This window comes from uncultured Shewanella sp. (assembly GCF_947495455.1).
Lineage (GTDB): Bacteria > Pseudomonadota > Gammaproteobacteria > Enterobacterales > Shewanellaceae > Shewanella.
Window position 1 is genome coordinate 17427 of the sequence record NZ_CANLZC010000003.1, and the last position, 23428, is coordinate 40854.

Sequence of the window (23428 nt, forward strand, 5' to 3'; positions counted from 1 at the left end):
ATTCAAATACAGGTTTCCTAACCTTGTGAACAAAGGGTTTAACTGAACCTGAATCAACAAACCGAATCATTTCTTTTTGAATAATCCGCTATTCGAATAATTTTCTTATATCTAAATCAACCTAATGAGTGATCACTATGACCAATAAAAAAAGCCGTTTTCAATTATATGATAAGTTTCGTCAGGGCGCGATTCCAACGGGCGCAGACTTCGCTGAGCTTATTCGCTCAAGCGTTAATGTGCTCGATGACGGCCTAGATATGCCGGAAGATGCGCTGCAGCCCATAAAAATCAGGGGGCGGGGTGAATACAACCATGTATTGGATTTCTGTGATAACGAGTGGAACCCGCAGTGGCGTATTTCACAAGCGGTTGATGGTCAGCCGGAACAAACCGGATTAAATTTTAGCGCCAATGGCAGCAGTCGGTTATTTATCGATCATGAATACGGCAATGTGGGCTTAAGTACTGAGCAGCCCGGTGCCCGCTTGCATATCAGCCAGCTCGGCAGTCAGGATTGCATTCGTATTGATGATGAGGTGGGGGATACCTCGCCATTTATTATTGACAGTACTGGGGCTATGGGCTTGGGCACGTTAGCGCCGGGGGCAGTGTTTCACCTGACCAATAGCGGTGAGCAGGACAGCTTTCGAGTCGATGATAAAAGCGAAGACGATAGCCCATTTGTCATTAAAAACGATGGCAACGTAGGAATAGGCTACAGCGCTTCGCTTGCTAAAGTGGCCATTAACGGCGGCCTTAATGTCGGCGGCACATTTGATCCGGGGGATAAAAATGCCAGTATTCAGGGCAATTTAGTTGTTAATGCCGATACCCAGCTTGGCGCAAGCGATCAGCAAACCGTATTTGTGCCAGCTCAAATACAGTCTGTTGCCGTACCGGATGCCAGCTCCAAAGTCGTAGTGAATGATTCGCTTAAAATTAAGCAAAATCTTGCGGTAACCGGCAGTACGGAGCTTGGCATCGCTGCTGAAGATTCTGTGACCATTAATGGTAATACTACATTAAATGAGACCTTAACGGTTAAGCAGAATGTGACTTTAGGTGATCAAGTAACGGATCATGTCACCATAAAAGGCTCTGCCACCATAGATAATGATTTAACCATTACAGGTGCGTTAACGGTAACCGGAAATGTCATTGCCAAAGATGCTGAACATGTACTGGGTGATGTCACTCTAGGAGATGCTGATAACGATATTATTACCATCGAAGGCACACTAAAGTCGGGGCATTCCAGCGATAAGCTGGAGATTCATGATGCGGTGAATATCACCCAAGAGTTAGTGGTGGGTAAGAATTCGACAACCAACGATTCATTATTCTTGCAAGGGAATGCTGAAGTTAACGGCCATTTTAAACTTGCAGGTAGCACGTACATAAATAAGTTTTCAAACGATGCGACCTTTAGTGAGAATAGCGAGAAAACTTTACCAACAGAGCAAGCGGTGAAAACTTATATCGATGGTGCTATTTCAAGTACAACTAACAGCTTGCAAGCATATGTCCACAATACTTTGCCTAAAGGGGCAATTATTATGTGGTCTGGTACAAGTATGCCAACAGGGTGGGCAATTTGTAATGGGGCTAATGGAACACCTAATTTAAGAGATAGATTTATTGTTAGCACTGGCAGTGCTTATGATGTTGGAGATATGGGGGGATCGAAGGAAGTTAGGCTTACGACCACTGAAATGCCAAGACACACACATACTATTGATGAAGGGGGGAGTCATAGTCACATAATTTCAGAGAAAAGAGGGGAAGGCGGTGGGGACGGCAGTCGCTTTGATATGACTGACGGTGATAGCAATGGGGACGTCACCACACAAACTGATGGTTCTCATAGCCATTCTATTAATTATAGCGGTGGTAATAGTGATGGCACTACCAAAGCGCATGAAAACAGACCCCCCTATTATGCATTGTATTTTATCATGAAAATAACAGAATAATGTATCTCTACCTGTGTATATCTAAGTATCACGGGTATATAGCATATTCGCTTCGCTATATTCGAAACCGAATGTTCACTTCTATTTAACTCATGTGTTATCAGATGGTTGATGACGTTAAAGTTCAGTTAGTTACAGCTTTTATGTAGCTGAAAAAAATACGGATATGTTAGAGCGAATATCGACCCAATACTTTTAATGGGAAAAATTCATGCCTGAACTAAACATAAATGATGAGGTGGATTGGTCACTGTTGCGTGAACAAGGCTTAGCCTATTTACGCACTATCAGTGCCCCTCTTTGGGACGATTTTAGTTTAACCGATCCCGGCCTTACCTTATTTGAAACCCTTTGTTACGGTATTGAGCACCTTAACAAGTATGCAAGCACGCCTGTTCAACAACTCTTGGCAAAGGATGCAAAGCGCGATCAGTATCGTCACTTTTTTAAGCAGGAAGATATTTTAACAACTCACCCCCTTACCGCTTTAGATTGTCGCAAGTTTTTAATTGATATCGAAGGTGTGCGCAATGCCTGGGTGGTGGACGGCGCAGATTTAAGTGAACCTATTTATTACGATAAGGATCATAACCGTCTGGGCCTACAAACAGCTCCCGGGCACAGGCCATTTACTTTGAAGGGGATACATGGCGTTCGCATAGAGGCAGAACCGGATTTGGCGCTTAGTCAAGCGGAGCTGGTTGAGCGCGTGCGCGAGCAGTTACATTCGGCGCGCGCATTGAGTGAGGATTACGGCGCAATCACGGTGCTCGATACTCAGCCTTTATATTTGTTTGCCAAGTTGGAACTTGTTGAAGACGCGGATGCCGAGCTCACCCTGGCCCAGCTTTATTTTGATTTAAAGCAGCAACTTGAACCTAGCGTGCCTAAGTATTCACTGGGCCAGTTACTTGCTCAAGGGCATGCTATGGCGGATATCTATGCCGGGCCTAAGCTTAAAAACGGTTTAATGCTTGATGAAGACCTGGGCGAGGAAAACCGGCCTCAGGAGCTGAGGCTGTCAGATATAAATCCTGTCATTTTGGGATTATCCGGCGTGTCGAATATTAAATACCTGGCGGCCTCACATCGCTTAGATGCCTCCAGGGAGGAAAGCTATGAATGGGTGATGCCCCTTGATGCCAGCCGAGTGTTGCGGCTGGCGCCCTTGGCGGATCAGCCGATCACTTTATTTAAGCAAGGGCTAAAACTTCATGTTGACAGGCAGCGGGTGGAGCAACATTTAAGCCGCCTCAATGAAGAAGCGGACTACCTGCAAGTGCAAAATGCGTTGTTAAGCACTCCGGTATCAATAGAGGATGAATCGACGGCCGACGCCTCGCCCCTAACAAGCAGCTTGGCAGCGTTATTGCCGGAAAATTATGGCTTGAGTTTACACGGGGCACCTGCAGGCGCAGGCAGTGCGCATAAAGCACAGATTAAACAGTTAAAAGCGTTTATTCTGATGTTTGATCAGCTGTTGGCGAACTCTGCCGCGCAAATTAACGCTGTGGGCCGTCAACTGAGTATCGATCAGGATAGCACAAGTGTAAGCTACCTGAGTCAGGTCTTGCAGGACAGCCAGCATTTGGATTTCAGTGAACTTGCCGATCCTAACTGGTTAGCACAAATACAGGCACAGCCGCAGCGAGACCTTGATCGGCGTCAGCGTCTGGTGGGCCACTTGCTGGCGCGCTTTAATGAGCAGTTTGTCGATCGTATTTTGCTTGATATGCAACAAGATGACTATTTTAACGCCCAGCAGACGTATCTGAAAAATCTGGATACTTTATCTCGTAATCGGGCCTTGGGGGTGAATTTACTTGAGGTCAACGATGACGTGAGCAAGCTTAACTTTAACCTAAATCAGCATGGTGTCGCTGCTAATGTGTTTAGCAAACTGGCCATGTCACAGGAGGAGCAGGACAGCTGTTTAATGGTGGAGCATATATTATTGCGCTCTGATTTTAGTGCTTACTCTTTGGCGAATGCTTATTTTGAACAGCTAACGGACACCAGCTCGGATCCCTACAGTTTTTCCCTGACCTTTTATTACGCAAATAATATGGGGCGCTTTGCCACTTTAGAAGGGTTTGACAGTACCTTGGAACATACCCTAATGGCGTTGCTGCCCGGCCATTTAAGCTGCCGCTATGTGCAAGTCAGTCAGGAGCAACTTAATGTGCTCAAGCAGAGCTACGCGAACTTTTTGACGCTGAAATATACGGCAAATGCACCTGAAGAATATCACCAGGCGCGTACAGAGTTGCTTACCCATATGGCGCTGGTGGCACAACGCGGCCCCAGGCTGCACCTGAGTGCTCAGAGCTTTGCGGATGACAGCAGCGAGGTCATAACCTGGCCTGATTTAAGCCCGGTAGCAGAAAATGTCCTACTTACCGATGTGGACGGTCAGGTGAAAGCCGCACTTTACCGACCCGAATTCTGGCAGGGCTTGCCCGCCGTGACGCAGTTGGAAGATGTCATGCTGCCCCTGCCGACAAGCAATACCTGGAGTGTGATGCTGGCGCTGTCTTGGCAAAGTGCGCAGCAAACCTTGTTTGAACTGGTTGGTGAAAATGGCTTTCCATCGGTGTTGCTCACCGTGGCCGAGCAAGAATTGATCCTGCAAATCAATGCTACAGCGGTTTGGCAACATGGGGTCGATCAGATGAGTCCACATTTAATCTGTCTGGTGTATGAACAGGATGCAAAAAATGGCGGTTACACCCTGCAATGTCACCTCAATGGTATTGTCAGCAGCGAACCTGTCGTTCTGTACCTTGGCGCGGAGCAGAATGTGTCCGGTTTATGGTTAGGCGACATCAATATGCACGAAGTGGTTTGGTTAAATTACGCCGCTAAAGGCGACTTGCTGCATTCGCTGACTACGGGTTTGATGGATAAATGGCATTTGGTCAGTAGTGAAGTGCATGCATTGCAGCGCCCCTTTGTTCATTTTGATGCCGCCGAACAAGGCGGCTATACACTTACACCTTCGGGGGACTTTGTGGATTGGCAAAGTCCGCACCTCTTAGATGTGAGCCTAGAACCCAGCTCGCCGGAGAAGCGGCCCGAAGTGATCTATCAGGCGGTGGCTGGCAATACTGGGCTTAAACTGAATAACTCAGCACTGGTGATTAATACGCCAGTATTGCATGAGCCTGTTCAGGCCGCCTTTTTAGTCTTTACCCTTGAGGCAGAGGGTAATGTGCTTAGCACTGAGCAAGGCACAGTCCTGCGGGTGCACAAGGATAGCCTAATTATTGATGTGGCAGAGCAGGCGTTTTCGCTTCCCTTGCCGCTGGCTCCCTGGATTCACTTGTTTATACAGCAACCAGCCCAGGGCGATGACATTCTGGTGATGATAAATGAACAGTACCGTTATACCTTACCTGCCAACGGACAGCAGATCTTTTCAGCTGCGCACGGCAGCTGGCGTTTAAGTCAGGAGCATGAGCAAGCTTCAGGTTTTTCAGGTCTGTTGTTAGAGTTTGCGGCATATTCAAATGTTCTGAGTGATGCAAGGCGTCAGCAGTTGGCACTGTTCCTTGGCAATAAATGGCAACTGGACCAAACCGGGGTTGATACTCTGGCTCAACCTATTTTGCATTTAGATGCCTTGCAGTTGGCAATGATGCAAACGGATGATGAGCAGGTTATTCAAGGTTGGCGTGATAAGCGCTTGAATCCGGCGGATACCCATTTAAAAGCCAGGTTGACGGCTCGTTCACAAAACGGTACGCCGGCACCGGTTTTCATGGCAGATGACGGGGTTAAGGTGGTGAATTTCACCAGCGAGCAGAGCCTTTTGGTGAGTGAGTTAGAACAGCAAAACCTGACCTTGATTGTGCGTTTCCAGTCTGACGGCGTACGGCCCATTTTACGTGCCGAGTTGGAAGCTGAGTTTACTGAGCATACTCAGCTATGGCAGCATTTAATTGACAAAGCCTGGATAGAAATACAAGGCAGCGAAAGTAACAGTGCCGCCATTAGGGTAAGTGCTGAGCAGGCACGCCAGGGACTTGATGACGAGCTGGGGTTGATTAGTCAGGATGTCTATCGTTTTTTACTTAACATTAAAGGGGTAACGGCTGATGACCACTGGGCCAAAGGGGCAGGGTTAGTCTCATTAGATTGCCCGGGGGAATACAATGATATGGGCTTGAGTATCGGCAGTGAAGGCTCCCTGCTGGCGGGAGTAGGCCATAGATATGGCGTACAAACGACATTGTCTTCCTCTTTGCATAACTGGCATACAAGTCACACTGCTGCGCTGACTTTGGACGCTGCATTCGGTGACTGCGCACTTTATCTCGACGGTGAACAAGCCGATGCAAAAAATTTACTTGAACAGGTGAATTTTACTCGAATCACCGGCCTTAAAATCGGCGGCTCATTCCACCAGGGAGCGCCTTTTTATGGCCATATCAAAGAGGTGTTGTTGTTTGAACAGGTGCTGGAGGAAGAGACTATCAAGTCGGTAACTCAGCACCTTGATCGCAAGTGGAGTTTTTAGCCACGTCCCAGCCCCCGCTCTTGCTGTGGCTTATGCATTTGGTTGAGAGTGTGGCTAAGTGTGCCAGAGTGGGGGCTTCCCCTAATCAATATTCAGTAAAAGCCTGCCAATTTATGATAGATGAAATAATAATCAATGTTGAATTTGACTGCGGTGCGCGATCGAATTTAGCGCAAACACGTTTTCAACAATTTGCCAAACAGCGTTTTCTGCCGCAGCTTAAGCTGTGGTTGAAGGATAATCAACTCAGTTTACCCCGAGGTAAAGCTATTGAACTGGATGTAGGAGAAATTTCACCCGATAGCTTAAGCCAATATTTCACCCAGAGCGTTATCAGGCAACTGTCTGACAGGGCTGAATTAGTTGCTTTGCAAGTTGAGAATGATGCTTTAGCCTCAGCAACCTTTGAGCAAGAGCTGAATTTACATCGCCTGAAGGTAGCTGAGCAAAGCAATAAACACAGCGAGTTTTCCCTCGATGATTTAGCGCATTACCTGCTTACCGGTTACCTTGCCCGTGTTTATCGCGATTTGTCTCTGTTGACCGAACTTTTGACGCGGTTTGTTGAAAGCGCTGGCGATGATATCGTGAAGGTATTAACAAAGACCTTGTGTTATCAAGTCGCTCAAAAAAGATTTGAGAGCATATGTACAAACAAGTTGCTCAAGCAAGTGATAGCGCTTATTGCGCCGACAGAGGTTTTAGCTGAACTCCTTGATATGTGCGCTGGCCTGGGGAAAACGCCATTATCGAATGTTGAACAGCGCTATAAAGTGTTGGCAGCATTAGGGCAGGCGCTTCAAGCTCACACACCGAGAGATCCTTGGATCCTGACATCACTTTTTTTACAGGAAAAAAAGGTCTCCAGCGAACAGTTGGTTTGTGTGGAAAACTGGCTGTGTGCCTTGTCTGAAAAGGATATCGGCTGGTTGCGGCTGCTTGTGTTGCCCAGACTTAACCGAAGTGATTATTGCCGCTACTTAGTTGAAAAATTGAGCCTGGATACTGTGACTTATTTGTTCGCACGGCTATTTTCAGTGTCACAATCGAGTATGCAAGCTTATTTAGCCGAGCAAAGGCAGCTTGATGATGAGAAAAGAGGTGATAACAAAAGTGAACAGGAGCGGCTAAGCGTAAAACTGGCTGAATTTGACACATTGTACAAAAAATATGGCCGACTGGATGAAGCTATCCTTACACATGCTGTGGATGAAAAGCGCACCCAGGAAAACAATATTAGTCAGCAAGGATTTTTAAACCGTTTGAGTGAATATTGCCAGCGTTTGCAGCTTGAGTTGCAAAGCGCCAAGGCAGAGATATTGAAGCTTTTTAATTCCTCCTTCGGTAAAGAGGAAGAGCCTGGCTCACAATATTTAACTAATCAAGAGCAAATGCAGACGGTTTTTGCCAAGCTTGTTAATGGCTTGGAGCAAGTATCAAAAAACCTTCAGCAAGCAGTGCTGAATAACCCCGAATTAAAGCGCTATCAGGCTGCCTGGCTGGAAATGTTAAACAGCATCAAGAGCTGTTTTGGAGGGCTGGCAACTGGCGTTCATCAACAGCCGCTGGATGATGAGTTATATGCAGATGTGGACGGTATTATTAATACCTGTCTTCAGTACGTAAACCAAATGGAGCAAACCCATAGTCAAACCCATACTCAAACACATAGTCAAAATAGCGCCTTAACGGGCGAGCCTGAACGGGTGGATATAGCCTGTTTAAATCTGCATGAGTTACAGCAGGCATTGAAGCGTGAAGTTGATAAATGGCATGCACAAATGAGCTTGTTTTCATCGCAGGATGCGAAAGTCTGTACCAAGGAGTCAGCTTTAGCGAGTATACAGGTACAAAAAGCTTGGGTTGTCATCTTGAAGGCGGCAGTCATTCAGGTTTTGGCGGATATAGAAGGCTCAGCGTTCGGCTTAGAGGGAACGCAGCAAAGCCTGATAAAGCTTGAGCAGGCAATCATGAATGTCCATGACATGGCCTTGGCGAGTGTGATGATTTTGGAAGCTGAGCGAAGCTATTGGCTGCAGTTGGGCCGGCAAATGCAAGATTCATTTGCGGGACATTCAGCGATTGTTAACCTTGATGCAGACGACACCAGCTCAGCTGAAAATATCAGCCAGTTTAACAAACTATGTTCGGCTTTGTTGCAGTTAATCGAGAGCCTTGAGAGCATACTGACGGCAGCACAGCGTTATCAACACACCCCAGATCCGACATTCATTGAAGATGCTTTGACCAGGTTACAACAGCTGGAGTCTCAAACCTCTATGTCAACTGCGCCAGTTTACGCCTTGGGCCTGCAATTATTAACCCCGAAAAAAGAAGCTGAGGTTCCCCTTGTAGATGTTTCGCCAACTGGGGACTCAAGACTCCCGCTAATAAAGGAGCAAGAGAATACTAATCCCGGCGAGACCAAGACCCACCTGCCAGTAGGAGAGTCGGGGCTGGTGATCATATGGCCCTATCTGAGCCAACTATTTACCCAGTTGCAATGGCTGAATAAAGAGCAGCAATTTAAGCAGTCAACATTTCACGAGCGGGCAGCGTATTGGTTATATCAACTGTGCCATGGCAAAGCAGAGCCTGTTGCTGCCTGTTGCCCGCTAATCAACATACTGCTGAATTTGCCTGCTGATTCTGTGATAGATGACGAAATTGAACTCAGTGAACAGGAAAGCAATGCAGTCAATCAATTATTTACTCAGTTGGCGCAGCATTGGCCCGCCCCGGTGGCACAGTCCTCAGAGCAAATACAGCGACTGTTTTTTAAACGACAAGGCAGCTTAATCGAACAGGCCAGCGGTTATCGGCTGCAAGTCAAACCTCAACTGCAAGATGTGTTGTTAAATACCTTGCCCTGGCCCTATGAAACTGTGGTTTTACCCTGGATGTCATCTCACTTACATGTCGAGTGGAGTACCCATGATTGAAAATGTATTGGATTTTATAAAAGAAACCGCTGAGAGCTATATTACAGAGCAGATAGGCAATGCACTTGGTGACGAAAAAGTGGTGCTGACCACCTTTGTTGACGATGCCGGCAAAACCCAAATCCCCATTGAGCGGCTGGGTTTAAGCCTGTTAAACATTGAGCATGAGCGAACCTTTCGTGCAGGACCTAACGTGCCCATGAAGCAAAGCAATGCTGGCACTCCTGAGCAGGCGGTATTTCTCCATAAGCCGGTTGACGTTAATTTACAGCTGATCTTCACCGCTAATTTTTCCAATTATCAGGAGAGCCTGAAACATATTTCCTATGTGATCCAGTGTTTTCAGTCACAAACCAATCTGGTGTTTGAACCGCAAGATGCTGAGCTGGAACCTATGCCTTTGCATATGGAGATCAACACGTTACCTTTGGAGCAGCAGCACTATATCTGGAGTATGATCGGCTTGAGGTACTTGCCATCTGTGGTGTATCGCCTGCGTATGGTGCGTATTCAGGATATCAACGACAAGCGGGTTAAGCCTGTGATGAAGTCGATGAAGTTTTCAGAGGGACAAAAAGAGGAGCAGGATTAATGGCTACCTTAAATTATCAAAATTTATTCTTTTTAACCTTGAAACACAGTCTTTATCCCAAGGCCAACCGCAACCTGTTTGACGTAGAGCCGATATTTGAATGTCGAGCCCTGATGAAGAACCTTAAGTTTGATTTTTACCAAAACGATGAAGGGTTTGGTGTGGCGGCGTCGGCAGATGAGGTGTTTGACGATAATCGCTTGCATACGCCGGTGACACAGCCGGAAAACCGTTTATCTTTTGCGGTATTTTCTCGAGTGCAAGACTTTTATCAAGACTCGTTTTTACCAGAAGAAACTCCAGGCCAGTTTATCTATTACTTCGATAATCTCGACGGTACTCAGGTATTTAGTCTGGCACTAAAACAAACTTCGGGTATAACGACTCAGCTAAGGCTACCGATAGCGCTTGGCCAGTTAAGTGGGCGAACGGTTAAGGATCAGCTTCATCGCCTTTGGGACGCACAAGGGCGGGTAGTGTCGCTGGCGGATAGGCTGCATATTGACGTTGAAACTTGGCGATATACTGTATCTTTAGCAGGGTTAACGCCCGGCCGATATCAGTGGCAGGATATGGATGGCGTACAGGATTATTATGTTTGTCCGGCTTCTTTTGCCCGCCGCGTGCCGGTGGCGGTATTTCATGTCTTTTTACATCAGGGAGTAGACTCTGAATATCAGGTGATTAACTATCGTCAGAGCGCGCAAACCAGCGAGCCTGAGCAGAAGCCCATTCAGTTTATCAATGAAAAAAACTGGGGACTGTATTTCAGTCGCTTTGAATTTTACTGGCGCTACCGAGTGAATACTCAGGAGCTGCTTTCCCATTCGGGCCTGTCTGTATACAGTATCGATCCTTCGGTAGGTTTTGAGCCTGAGTATCAGGTGGTGGATCACTGTCATTCAGATATTGTCTTTACCAGCAATCGGGCTATTCACCTAGATGAACCTCTGGCGCCTTTTGAACTGTATCAAACTTGTGTCTATGCCTATTGCTGTCAATGCCACTGCCATTGCCATAGTGAGCCTGATTGTTGCGATCATTACCCGGATCAGCACTGCCATCATAGTAATCACTATGGCGGTGGCAATCGAGGCCGAGGACATCAGGGTCGAAGACATTATCACCCTCATAGGCGTGATAATGCTTCTCCTCAAGCCTATTCATCTTCCCCAGCAGACCACCAGACTCCTTGGCACCTCCATCACCAAGGGTATTGGGATCGGGGCCGTTGGTGTTGTGATCTTCATCACGGCTATTGTGACTGTTATGCCCATGAATGCAGAATTGCCCGCCTGCCTAGGCTATCTCAAAAGTCACTTCGTTTTATTGAAGAAGACGGCAAGTTAATTGCTGAAGTGACTGTGGATGCGGAGCAGGATGATCACCGTCACTTATATCGTCCCCATGCATCGTGCCACTCGCCCTTTGGCCCGTCATCATCGCACAGATATGATATTCGCTCGGATAAACCGCAGGTTGAGCGCAATGCGCCTATGGGTAACCTGGAATATAGTAGTGGATCGCAAAGTCGTCGATCGCCGCATTATGCAGATAATGAAGGTAAGAAAAGTGTCGATGAAAAAAATTTAGATGCAAAAAATCACTATGAAGACAGGCGAGATGCCAGTGTTTATTCCCCCCCAGAGATGCAAAGAGATAGCCGAGTCTCAGCTCCTTTTTCACCGGAGCCATATGGGTATGACAAGGGGGAAGACTGCTATAGGCTGTCACAGGAGCAAGACTACCAGGACGACAGATATCACCGCCCTGAGCAAAGCCGTAGAGATTTGGGGCCTACACGTCGCCCCCGCCGTTAATATATTTTAACCCTGTACAAGTAGACCAACCCCTAATCCTAAACGGTCACTGCATTTTGTTAACCAAATAACGATGTCAGTGATTAACCGAGAGTGATCTTAAACATTGAATAATCGAAATATGAAAAATAATGCCTTAATTGAGCAGGATCTCGCCTGGCTGGAACATTGTGTCGAGTATCGGGTAGAGGAGTTCTTAAATTCAGAGCGGACCTATCATGGCCTTCCGGCTGCACCGGATTTTCATCCTGACGAAGCGGATGATTATGCGACCTTTTTAGTCAAACATAACTTATCAGAGCAAGAGCGCTTGATTTTGATTATGGCACTGGCACCTGAGATTAAACCTCAGGTGTTTGATGCCTTTTTAGTTAAAAATACCCATACCGAACGCAGCTTTTCTGAGTTTGGCGGCTATCAGGTGGGCAGCTTTAACGGTTTTATTCCCGACAGGCGCACCGCACTTTTTGTCCTGAGCGGCAATGATGTGCGCGCCCAGTTTGCACTTTATCCCTTATTTGACCCCAATAGCCGCTTGTTTAATCAGGATATTTTGCAAGAAGGCACAGCCAGTGATGCTCCTAAGAGTCACAATAAGCTGCAATTAAGTGAAACTGCACTGGCGCAGCTCTTAACGGGTCAACCACAGGCACAATTAAGCCTAGAGTTTCCAGCCAGAGAAATAGACAGTTCCTTGACCTGGTCAAACCTGGTGTTGCCGGCAAGTACTGAGTTTCAATTAAAAGAGCTGATGGCCTGGCTAAAGCTACGAGGGGACTGGCAGCATAGGGCACAGGGCAGAAATGGCGTGATGGCTCAGGATATTTATCAGGGATATCGCTGTTTATTTTATGGGCCGTCTGGTACGGGTAAATCGTTAACCGCCAGCTTATTGGGCAAGCAGGTCGGACTTAAAACCTATCGGGTCGACCTCTCTCAGTTGGTGTCTAAATACATAGGTGAAACAGAGAAAAACCTAGAGCAAGTTTTTAAACAGGCAGAAGCCAATCAATGGCTGCTGTTTTTTGATGAAGCAGAAGCGCTTTTTAACCAGCGTACCTCGGTCGGTAACGCTAATGATCGCAGTGCTAATCAGCAGGTGGGGTATTTGCTGCAGCGAATAGAAACTTGTACTACCACGGTTATTTTGGCAACCAACCTGAAAGAGAATATCGACCCTGCTTTTATCCGCCGCTTTCAGTCAATCGTCTATTTTCCTGTGCCGGACGCTAAACACAGAACCCGTTTATGGCGCAGCTTATTTGGCCCTGATTGGCATTTTGAGTCCAACATCCACTTTAACGAGCTGGGTCAACGTTTTGATCTGGCTGGTGGAGCGATGAATAATGTCATTCGCTACGCCAGTTTGATGGCCATGCAGCGCAGCAGTGAGGAAATTTTATATGATGATCTCATTGAGGGGATCCGCCGCGAATACGCCAAACAACACCGCAGTTTGCCGAGCTAATAATAGGTTAATAGGGAGTACATGATGGCAGCGAATAATAAACAGGCGCTGGCGGCCTTCTTTGAAAAGACTAGGGCCGAAAAGACCAGAGTTGTAAATAATAGCGCCGACAAAAAACAGCAAAACAGCCAGAACACCAATGAAACGAGCGAGCCAGACGAGCCCGCACCATTGCAGGTGGCAGGATTATTTCCTTCGCCTCAGGACACCCCGTTAGCGGGGGACTCGGGCTCCTTGGATTTTTCAGCCTTTTCTCAGTCTGAAATCTGGCGCTTGCAAAATGCCTATTATCAAAAGCAAGGACCTGCCGTCTGGCAGCAAAATCAGTTGCCGCATTATATTGCCAATACTCCCAGTCTTGTGAAGGCCTACGCCGATATACTGGTACATTTTGTTATGGACGGGCTGCAAAATGGTGCCATTGACTCTGAGCTGCCGATATATGTGCTTGAGTTAGGCGCAGGCTCCGGTCGTTTTGCCATTCAGCTGTTGCGGCAGCTGGAAGTGATAATGCGGCAGTACGGCTTGGCTGAATTGCAGCTGTGCTACCTGCTCAGTGATTTCAGTGAAAAAAACTGTGCCTTTATGGCGGCCCATCCTTATCTGCAACAGGACTTGGCGGACGGCCGCGCTAAAGTGATTCACTATAATATACTGGCTCAAAACGCAGAAGTTGACGTACCAGTTGATGTGACGAAGACAGAAGTGATAGATATTGCGTCGGTGCTATCCTGCAGCAACCCACCGATAGTGATCGCTAACTATGTGTTGGACAGCCTGCCGCAGGAATTAGTGTATTTGCACTATGGCGAGCTCTATCAGGGGGAAGTCGCAATTGAGACCGGCCCCTTGCCTGATGACATTCAATCACAACAAGAGGGCGAACAAGGATCCCAAGAACAATCCCAAGAAAAAGCGCAGGCTGAAACACAGTTGTACTATCGCTGGCAAAAGCAGCCGAGTGTTGCCCACTGGCTTAACTCTCAGCCCGAGGCGCTGAGCGCAGACCTAAGCCATCAGTTAAATTATTATTCAACCCGTTTACACAGTCAGCCCCTGATGTTGCCAACAGGCGCACTTGCCTGCCTCTATAAGTTACAGCAATCACTGCCACAGGGTATGCTGCTGCTCAGTAGCGATTTTGGCCAAAACCAGCTCAGTGAACTGGCTGATCTCGGTTTACCCGGTACATGGCAGCGGCAGCACTTTTCACAGCCGGTAAACTTTCACAGCATTAACTTGTGGCTGGACCGTCAACAGGCGCTGGCCCGTTCGATAAAACACAGGGGCAAGGGGCTGGTATTTAATCTGGCGATCACTTCGGGTACCCGCACAGCAGTATCGAATAAAGCCTGGCCTTTAACCCACCAGGCCTGTGAAAACAGCTTGCTTGATTATAACCCCGACGATTTCTTTGTGATTAAACGCAGCCTGCACGGCGCCAGGGAGGTGCTGAGCGAGGCGCAGCAACAGGCCTATATTCGCCTAAGTGAATATGATCCTAAAGTCTTAGCGCTGTTTTTACCTAACTTGCTGAGTCAGGGAGTATCAGTGGATAACAGGCTGGACTGGTGCGCCTTGCTAAGCAAGGTATGGCAAGCCTATATACCCATAGGCGAGCAGGGTGATTTTGCCTTTCAGCTGGGCTTGCTGGCCATAGACTTAAGTCACTGGAGTCTAGCGAAAGCCTGTTTTATCTCTTGCCTGCACTGGTATGGTGAGAGCACGGCGGCGCTGCACAATTTGGCATTATGCGCTCAGGCGACAGCTGAAGATGATTTGGCGATGAAAACCAGCGCGTATGCACTTGAACTAACCCCGAAGGATAAACAGGTTCAACAGCTGGCGCAAACCATCAAAGATAGCCAAGCACAAGGTGAAATGAGTCGGTATTTTTTCTGTTCGACTGATAGCGAGGCTTATCTTGTTTTGCGGCCATTGGCCGCGCACCACGGCGCGGAGTTTTATCTGCAATATCGGCATCAATATACCGCTGCTATGTTGCGCGGCCTTGCGCTGACATCGCTCAGCCAAGTGCAATCAGTCATTACCGAGTGGCAACAAGAGTCGAAGCAAGTCCAGAGTGTACATTACGGGGTGATCCATGCTGAACTTGGGCTGGTGGGAGTCACGGCGCTGGAATTTAACTTTGTCAAACCAGAGCAGAGAATAAAAACCGCTTATTTCTCGTTTTGGATAGGTACCGACTACCAGGGCATGGGGTTTGGCACGCAAGCGGTAGCCCTATGTATCGAGCAGGCACGGGCGATTGCACAGCCTCAAGTCTTGAATGCCTTAATTACCTCGGTTTGGCACCACAATGGTGCGTCTATGCGCATATTAGAAAAGCTGGGCTTTGTGCCTTTGGACTTAACTAAAGGACAGGGGGTTGAACAAGAGCTGTTTTATGCTTTGCCATTAGACCACAAAGAGCGAGAGGCTGATTTTATTTTACAGCTTAAACAGCAAGTTTCATCAGATCTCACCACAAGCGCGCAGTAACAAGTCGGAATCAGTTAACTTATTTTGTAAAAGTTAAGCCTGTGACTTAAATTAACAACAAGGACCTATTATGCCTCAAAACGTGGCCACAGCCGTTGCTGTGCAATTATCCCAGACAAAGCTTGCTGCTGATACCAATGGATCTGGCGCCTGGTCAATTTTAGTGGGCCCGTTAACCGAACCTGCGCTTAAGATAAAAACAGAAAAAGGCCCGGCTCTGTTGGCAGCCGATGTGTCATTGATCTATATGGGTGGCGCCGCAGCGGGCAGCCCGCCGGTACCCATTACCCCGGTGACCTCCAGTATTAAGTTGGAACCTAAGCCGGATACTAAGTTGATTAACAATACAAAATGTTTACTTGAAAAAGATGTGGCGCAAGATACCTACGGCAATATTTTAGAAGTTAGCGATGTTTCGGCGAAGTTAAAGGTGGGGGCATAGTGGGATTTGCAAGAAACAAGACCTGACCCCAGAGGTGCATGATTGTAATGGTCAACCACACCTCTAACTAGGTGGCTAAATTAACTATGCGACTATACCTTTTTATTTATGACGAACACCGAATCAGTTGCTAAGAAGCACCATTACACATGAATCAATTAACAATATATAGGAACAACATATGTTTATGAATTTCGCGAAATCCATGGGTAAAAAAAATACAATTAGTAAGATCCAGCAAATACAAAAATATAGCTACCGTACTGAAGCCCGAAACAAGATGTCTCGAATATACCTCGATAAAACTGGTCAAATAGATGATAAGAAGACAATAATGGCAGACGCTGACGACTTCAAAGATAAACAAAACTTTGAAGTCGTCAGCGCCGTAAAACATGGCGGACACATCGACAGAAATGGTTTTATCGGTCCGCTTAGTAATGACTTATATCATAACGCAGCGTCACTAATAACAGAGAACAGAATTGAAAATGAACAAAAGAAAAATATTAAAAAGAAGATGCAAAATGGAGAAATAAGCAACACAGTAGTCTTAGTTGAAGCAACTGATAAGGAAGTAATTGCGAACAAAGATGAGCTCTTGAAAGTAAAGGGTCCTACATATGATGTGAGAAAGAAGAATGGAACAATGACTAGCGAATATAAAAATCCGTTAGCATTATTCGATCCGAAGAAAGGATACCACTATGAAGGTACTGACGTGATTTAATTGATACGACTATACACGTGATCATTGAACATGCAGGTCATTCAAACAAAAAACCTTGATTTATTTTGTAATGAGATCATTATGTCTATATGCGATAAAAAGGGCAGAGTGTAGGGGGCAAGTCGGGGTCTAAATTGGCGATGCACGGCTTCCACAGCGTTAGTGGTGTAAATCACTTTTCGAATGTGCTCTGGATACTTAAAGTAGTGCAATCTCGGCCGCTTCCTTAGTCACAGCTCGATAAACCGGCTTTAAATCAGCCATGAAGGCTTTTTGATGCTTTGAGGCGACATATTTCATCGAGTTGCGGATTTGATGGATAACGCACAACTGCACCTCAGTTTGAGGAAAAATACTCGCTATGGCTTCAGGAAAGCCTGTCAGACCATCAACACAAGCGATGAGAATATCCTCAACCCCCCGATTATTAAAATCTGTCAGTACCGATAACAAATAGCTTGCCCCTTCATTTTCAGACAGGTGTAGGCCTAAGATCTCCTTTTTGCCTTCCATATTCATGGCAAGCAGCGTATAAACGGCTTTACTGATATAAGCGACCTTCTTCTTTGACTTTATAGTGAATAGCATCAAGCCAAATAATGGGGTAATGACTGTCTAATGGTCTTTGTTGCCAAGCCTTAAGCTCGGGCAATAGCTTATCGGTGACACTGTTAATCGTCCCTATTGAGACGTTAATACCATACATGTCTTCAACATGCTGATGAATGTTACGGTAGTTCATCCCCATGCTAAACATGGATAAGATTTGCCTATCCATTTCATCGGTTAAGGTGGTTTGATGTTTCTTAATCAGTTGAGGTTCAAAGGTGGATTGCCTGTCTCTGGGCGCATCAAGCTCAAAGCTGCCTGAAGCATGTTTTACGGTTTTTTGACTGGTGCCATTGCGACGATTAGGCTGTTTATCTTGCTCAAGATGCTGTTCTATTTCAGCATTAAGTGCCGCTTCTGTCAGTTGTTTGATTAATGGGCTTAAAATACCCTCTTTGCCTGTTAGATTTTTACCTGCTTGCAGTGCTTTTAAGGCTTGTTCAAAGTCAAAAGATTGAGTCATGTGTCATTCCTATTTTTTCACCATTGTACGGAAATGACACAGAATTACGAACACTACCTCACTGATCAATAATTTGCTAATACAGTGTAGTCTGTAGGGGCCATAACACAGTGGCGTGCTTCTACAGTTAACGTATAGAATTTCTCAATTGACTTGCGTATGCCTAGAACGCTTAGGATTGAATATGAGCATGCCTTTTATCATGTTTTTTCCCTTTTCCTTCAGCGAATGAGTGTACTATGTGAAGCAAGTTGTGCTTTTTTCAAAGGCGCTGAAAAGAAGTTAATTCTATTATGTTGTTATTCAAGCATTGTCTCTGTCATTATTCTCTGCTTATTCATTCAATTAAATTACGTTATATAATTCATTGCCAGTTTATGAGAACTCTTATAGACACCCATAGTTAATGGCGTATTTTAAACTCTCAGACTAAGCTTTATAAATTCATAGATGTTGGAAGTTGCTATGCCACGTCCAAGAAGGTGCTTAATTAGTATTGAACTTTATATTGTATAAAAAGAAGCCTATTATCATTGCTGTAGTTGGGTAATCATCGCCAACATTTAGATAAGCGACGACGGCATTTCTCGAAATGCTGTCAGTATATGCCTATAGGCTAGCACGCAGCTTATTTTAATATTCTATTCATTTTTGCAGATACACAGCAGGCATTAAGTTAAAAATAGGCAGATCATGATTTAATAAACCATGAGTGCTTAATTTTAGTAAAAGTCTCTGTATGTTACTGATTAATAATGGCTGGCTATATAAACCGTTTGTGATATTGCAGCTTCCTTTAATCTTACTCATGTTGAAACGGTGAGATCTATTACCCATTAAGTATTATAGAGATAAAATGGAACCATAATGTTTTTAAAGTAAATGAATAATGGCATCACAGGGTCATGGAAGGTATCTCTGGTGACCCCATTATTTATTGATATCTTCAAGAATCAGCGGGAGGAAACTTAGTGATGATGCAAACAAGGAAAAAGGTGAAACTGACATACCCTTCACAGAAAAAAGAAAAAAGAGAGGACACCTGGAATGGAGATACCCGAGTGTCAGTTGGACACAAGGATCAATTTATTAACGGGAAAGACGTAAACAAGACGATGCATGAAGCTGTTAGAGGCGGGAAAGTAAGCACAGCAACAGCTTACAACGCGAAGTGGGCTGTTTTCGAGTACGACAGTGACACTAATGACACAGAAAAAATCAAAGAAGAAGGTGAAACCGGATCGATACTAAACACCCGAAATACGTGGTGGGACGCTGGCCATATACTAGCAAACGCATCAGGCGGAAAAGGAAACGATCCCAAGAACATTTTTGCTCAAGATCCAGCAACTAACCAAGGAAAGGTGGGATATAAGGAATGGGTGGAAATGGAAAGTGACTTCAATACCCTAGTAAATAAGAGCGAATTTGAGGAACTTGAATGGGGTGTGAAGTTGGCACACAATGGGAACTACCACACAGTAGCTGACTATACCATTGAGGGCAAGGCAGTAAAAATGCAAGATAACTTCATTAGTTACACTGGCATACCAAAGTTCTTTCGAAGTAATTATGGAACTGATACAAACGACGAAACACAAAAGGCCGTAAAAGAACCCAACCCCCTCAGGAGAACTAGTGAGGTGAGTGTAAGGTACCGTAGCAAAAGGAAAGGAGAGGACTGGGGAGGCTACGTTACAAAGGATAATATATCAAATGAACAACACCTTTGGTGGGACGCGGGGCACATATTAGCCGAAAGTGTGGGGGGAGATGGTACGGATAAAAACAACATATTTGCACAGGATCCAGCTACTAATCAAGGTAAACAAGGTCATGATACGTGGCGAAAAAATGAACGTGATTTTAAGGGAGCATTGGCTAAAGGGAGTGACGCGAAAGCTTTTGGGCGCTGGAAAGTGGAATTTACTGGCTTAAATAAACAAGTGTGATTGTGAATGGGTATGGAAAAAATCAAGGTCAGAAGCCATACGGTTTGTTGGTACTGTGCTCTCTCTGTGTTTGTGTAAGAGGTCAAGTCACTGATCAATAATTTGCTTCTACAGTTAACGTATTCATTTTTCAATTGACTTGCGTATGCCTAGAGCGCTTAGGATTGAATATGAGCATGCCTTTTATCATGTTTTTTCCCTTTTCCTTCAGCGAATGAGTGTACTATGTGAAGCAAGTTGTGCTTTTTTCAAAGGCGCTGAAAAGAAGTTAATTCTATTATGTTGTTATTCAAGCATTGTCTCTGTCATTATTCAGGTACAATGTAAAAATACTGATATAAGCAATATTATAAGAAATAGTATAATCAAAGCTTAAATGGCGGATCCTGCCTGATATTAGGTTATGGCATTATTCTCTATTTATTCTCTGCTTATTCATTCAATTAAATTACGTTATTTAATTCATTGTCAGTTTATGGATGAAGTCATTTTAACTTTTTTTATTGCGTCATTCCTTCATGGGTTTATTTATTCCTAATTTTAATCTTGAATTTTAATTTTATTAATGACAATTAAAACTTAATCTATATTGATGGGGAAAATAAAGAAAAAGTGAAAGGGGAAGAATAAAGTTAAGGAACAAAAAAGCCCTATTTAAGCCCATGTTTAAATAGGCAAGGCGATTCAATATTTACCACAATAATATCCAATACCATTACCTTTCAAATTGTTAATTGTTGATTTTTATTCAGTTATTTTTGGCTATTTATTTTTAGTTATTTATTCTTATAAGGGATGTCGATGTCATTTATTTCAATACAGGCTGTGATAACGGCTGAGGGGAAGCGCCAGCTCAACGCGGCGCAGAAAACAAACCAAGTGTTGCAACTGACTCAAGCTAAGGTTGGAGTGGGCGCGCCGAGTGCGCCTCGCGGCGACAGACCCATAGGGGTGATGTCAAGCCTTGAGCATGTTTGCCAAGATTGGAGTGGTGAGGATGGCCTGACAATCACCCCAGAGCAATTGGCGCAAGGGCAAACTTGCTGGCAGCTTATCATGAGTCTGACCGATGAACAGATCCCAGCACTCAAAGGAGATTATGATATCTATGAAGTGGGGTTTTATTTAGCCGATGGCAGTTTGTTTGCCCTTCTGGCCAGTGAAAGTCCGCTACTGGAGAAGCGATTAGGGATTGAACTCAATGTGAGCGTGACATTGGCATTAACCCAAACACACGTTAGCAAAGAACAAATAAAACAAGGGCAAGTGAAGCAGCCGCAAGGAACATCGACGCTGAGAACATTGAACAATGTAGAAACCAAGCATCACTCGAATGGGATGTCGACAGTGACGGATGATCTGTTGGTGGAAGGAGGGTTTGAAGTTAAGGGCAATGTGATTTTAGGTCAAGCCGCCGATACCTTATTGTTATTTAAAGGACAAGTGGTGACGCAGTCTGATTTAAATATTGAATCGAATATGATTTTGTTTGGTGACATGACCTTGAGTCCTTTCAGTCAAATAAATAGTAGCAAGTTTCATATTTCAGGTGGGAATAGTGCTTGTCAGTTAGTGTTAGAAGCGGATAAGTCAAGCACTAATACCGCTGCCCATTCTGAGTTATTGTTGCAACAGCAAGGTGGCGAAACGCTTGGCAGTATTGCTCTTAATGGTGATGCACTTTTCATTAAACATGGGGCGTCAACTGGCAGCGGGATCCGTTTAGCCACCAGTATGGATAAGGATCTTAATAACGCCGTTGAGCGCTTGAGTATCGATACCGCGGGTGATGTGCGTATTCATGAAGCGCTCAATGTGGATGGCGCACTGACAGTTGATGGCAGTGCCACTTTAGGGGATTCAGATACTGATCTTATCACCATTTCAGGCTCGTTAACGTCAGTGCACAGTAGCGGCAAATTAGAAGTGAATGACACGCTGCATGTGAGTCAAACACTCAATGTTGATGGTGCACTGACAGTCGATGGCAGTGCCACTTTAGGGGACAGTGACACAGATGAAGTGATCATTAATGGTCAATTAAGATCCACAAATAGCAGTGGCTGGCTTGAGGTGAATGACGCGCTGTATATTAGAGAGGCATTGGATGTCAGTGGCAATACCACGCTAGGTCTTGAAGATACCGATGAGGTTAAGATCAGCGGACAGCTTAAGTCTAACCATAGTAGTAATGCCATTGAGGTTTCTGACGCACTGCATGTGAGTGAAACTTTATCTGTAGACGGTCATGTTACGCTGGGTAATGAAGATACTGATGTGGTGACTATTATCGGTTCGTTAGTATCGGGCAATAGCTCAAATAAACTAGAAATTAATGATGCAGTCCATGTGAGCGAATCTTTATCTGTAGACGGTCAGACGACGTTGGGCAATGAAGACGCGGACAGTGTCACCTTTGCAGGTACGTTAATCTCGAGCCATAGCAGCGGTAAGTTAGAAATTAATGATAGCGTCAATATCAGTGAAAGCTTGACTGTTACAGATGGACTGAATGTTAATGGGGGAGTGCGTTTAGGGAATGAAGATGCTGATAGCGTGACCCTTGCAGGTGCGCTTCAATCGGCGCATTCCAGTGGCAGTCTGGAGTTGAATGACGCACTACATGTGAGTGAAACTTTATCTGTAGACGGTCAGACGACGTTGGGCAATGAAGATGCGGACAGTGTCACCTTTGCAGGTGCGTTAATCTCGAGTCATAGCAGTGGCAAGGTTGAAGTGAATGATAGCGTCAATATCAGTGAAAGTCTTAATGTGGTTGGTGATGCTCATTTAGAGACATCATTACAGGTTGGTGGCAGTCAAAAGATCACTCATATCGCTAATACGGCTCAGGTAACACCCAGTGATGAAATCTTATTAACTGAATCTGCCATTCATCAGATTTTACCTAAAGGCAGTATTATTATGTGGTCTGGTTCGGCGATACCTTCTGGTTGGACACTTTGTAATGGTCAAAATAGTACACCAGATTTGCGAGGACGCTTTATTATTGGTGCAGGTCAAGGAGATGGGTTGACAAATAGGCCGCTGAATCAGGTAAGTGGCTCGGAACAAATATCCCTTCAAGTTGAAAATATACCGAGCCACAATCATAGTGCCATAGATAGTGGCCATGGGCATGGGGTTTCTGATCCCGGTCATGACCATCAAACCGATAGACTGACGAGTTCAGGCGATGGGGACAATGCCAGTGATCATAATTTTGTCTATCACAATGGAACAGAAAGAACTGGAGTAAATACAACGGGCATCGCTATAAATACTGGATATGCAAATATTAGTATTGGTAATACAGGCAGTAATTTACCTTTTCCAATTATCCCACCCTATTATTCCTTGTGTTTTATTATGAAACTGATGGGGTAAATTTTATCACGTTTTATTATTTCTTA

The 23428-nt window shown here is 45.2% G+C and carries 11 protein-coding genes and 1 pseudogene; 11 read left to right on the forward strand and 1 reads right to left on the reverse strand.

The window, feature by feature from the left end:
* The first annotated feature begins 137 nt into the window (after positions 1-137).
* The 9 genes from Q0791_RS01630 (at position 138) to Q0791_RS01670 (ending at position 16991) form a co-directional block, all read left to right on the forward strand.
* The gene (locus tag Q0791_RS01630) at positions 138-1976 is read left to right on the forward strand and encodes a hypothetical protein (RefSeq protein WP_299002131.1); all 1839 of its coding nucleotides are present in this window, start codon (positions 138-140) and stop codon (positions 1974-1976) included.
* Positions 1977-2187: 211 nt separating this feature from the next.
* Positions 2188-6495: a hypothetical protein gene (locus Q0791_RS01635; protein ID WP_299002133.1), complete on the forward strand. Its 4308-nt coding sequence runs from the start codon at positions 2188-2190 to the stop codon at positions 6493-6495.
* A 32-nt stretch (positions 6496-6527) separates the two neighbouring features.
* Positions 6528-9437, forward strand: a complete 2910-nt coding sequence (locus Q0791_RS01640; RefSeq protein ID WP_299002135.1) for a contractile injection system tape measure protein — start codon at positions 6528-6530, stop codon at positions 9435-9437.
* Positions 9430-10029 carry a DUF4255 domain-containing protein gene (locus Q0791_RS01645; protein ID WP_299002137.1) on the forward strand — a complete coding sequence of 200 codons (600 nt, stop codon included), beginning with the start codon at positions 9430-9432 and terminating at the stop codon, positions 10027-10029. The genes Q0791_RS01640 and Q0791_RS01645 overlap by 8 nt, the downstream gene beginning before the upstream one ends.
* Positions 10029-11849 carry a hypothetical protein gene (locus tag Q0791_RS01650; RefSeq protein ID WP_299002138.1) on the forward strand — a complete coding sequence of 607 codons (1821 nt, stop codon included), beginning with the start codon at positions 10029-10031 and terminating at the stop codon, positions 11847-11849. Before Q0791_RS01645 ends, Q0791_RS01650 begins: the two co-directional genes overlap by 1 nt.
* Before the next feature lie 121 nt (positions 11850-11970).
* Positions 11971-13317 (forward strand): ATP-binding protein, encoded by a 1347-nt coding sequence (locus Q0791_RS01655; protein ID WP_299002139.1) that lies wholly within the window; start codon positions 11971-11973, stop codon positions 13315-13317.
* 21 nt (positions 13318-13338) lie between these two features.
* Positions 13339-15819 carry a GNAT family N-acetyltransferase gene (locus tag Q0791_RS01660; protein ID WP_299002140.1) on the forward strand — a complete coding sequence of 827 codons (2481 nt, stop codon included), beginning with the start codon at positions 13339-13341 and terminating at the stop codon, positions 15817-15819.
* Positions 15820-15889: 70 nt separating this feature from the next.
* Positions 15890-16261: a hypothetical protein gene (locus Q0791_RS01665; RefSeq protein WP_299002141.1), complete on the forward strand. Its 372-nt coding sequence runs from the start codon at positions 15890-15892 to the stop codon at positions 16259-16261.
* A gap of 181 nt (positions 16262-16442) precedes the next feature.
* Complete coding sequence (locus Q0791_RS01670) at positions 16443-16991, forward strand: hypothetical protein (protein WP_299002143.1); 549 nt, start codon at positions 16443-16445, stop codon at positions 16989-16991.
* 128 nt (positions 16992-17119) lie between these two features.
* Here the strand turns inward: Q0791_RS01670 and Q0791_RS01675 are convergent.
* Positions 17120-18063 (reverse strand): annotated as a pseudogene (locus tag Q0791_RS01675) (IS256 family transposase); the annotation flags it as partial.
* A gap of 974 nt (positions 18064-19037) precedes the next feature.
* Here Q0791_RS01675 and Q0791_RS01680 point away from each other — a divergent pair.
* Together Q0791_RS01680 and Q0791_RS01685 are read left to right on the forward strand one after the other, a co-directional pair.
* A complete protein-coding gene (locus Q0791_RS01680) occupies positions 19038-20015 on the forward strand; it encodes a DNA/RNA non-specific endonuclease (RefSeq protein ID WP_299002145.1) in 978 nt (325 codons plus the stop codon).
* Between the two features lie 801 nt (positions 20016-20816).
* Positions 20817-23402: a tail fiber protein gene (locus tag Q0791_RS01685; RefSeq protein ID WP_299002146.1), complete on the forward strand. Its 2586-nt coding sequence runs from the start codon at positions 20817-20819 to the stop codon at positions 23400-23402.
* The last annotated feature ends 26 nt before the right edge of the window (positions 23403-23428 follow it).

What these genes read in the sequence shown, in the direction of transcription:
- Q0791_RS01630 (WP_299002131.1), top strand. Translation starts at nt 138, where the DNA reads ATGACCAATAAAAAAAGCCGTTTTCAATTATATGATAAGTTTCGTCAG.
- Q0791_RS01635 (WP_299002133.1), top strand. Translation starts at nt 2,188, where the DNA reads ATGCCTGAACTAAACATAAATGATGAGGTGGATTGGTCACTGTTGCGT.
- Q0791_RS01640 (WP_299002135.1), top strand. Translation starts at nt 6,528, where the DNA reads ATGCATTTGGTTGAGAGTGTGGCTAAGTGTGCCAGAGTGGGGGCTTCC.
- Q0791_RS01645 (WP_299002137.1), top strand. Translation starts at nt 9,430, where the DNA reads ATGATTGAAAATGTATTGGATTTTATAAAAGAAACCGCTGAGAGCTAT.
- Q0791_RS01650 (WP_299002138.1), top strand. Translation starts at nt 10,029, where the DNA reads ATGGCTACCTTAAATTATCAAAATTTATTCTTTTTAACCTTGAAACAC.
- Q0791_RS01655 (WP_299002139.1), top strand. Translation starts at nt 11,971, where the DNA reads ATGAAAAATAATGCCTTAATTGAGCAGGATCTCGCCTGGCTGGAACAT.
- Q0791_RS01660 (WP_299002140.1), top strand. Translation starts at nt 13,339, where the DNA reads ATGATGGCAGCGAATAATAAACAGGCGCTGGCGGCCTTCTTTGAAAAG.
- Q0791_RS01665 (WP_299002141.1), top strand. Translation starts at nt 15,890, where the DNA reads ATGCCTCAAAACGTGGCCACAGCCGTTGCTGTGCAATTATCCCAGACA.
- Q0791_RS01670 (WP_299002143.1), top strand. Translation starts at nt 16,443, where the DNA reads ATGTTTATGAATTTCGCGAAATCCATGGGTAAAAAAAATACAATTAGT.
- Q0791_RS01680 (WP_299002145.1), top strand. Translation starts at nt 19,038, where the DNA reads ATGATGCAAACAAGGAAAAAGGTGAAACTGACATACCCTTCACAGAAA.
- Q0791_RS01685 (WP_299002146.1), top strand. Translation starts at nt 20,817, where the DNA reads ATGTCATTTATTTCAATACAGGCTGTGATAACGGCTGAGGGGAAGCGC.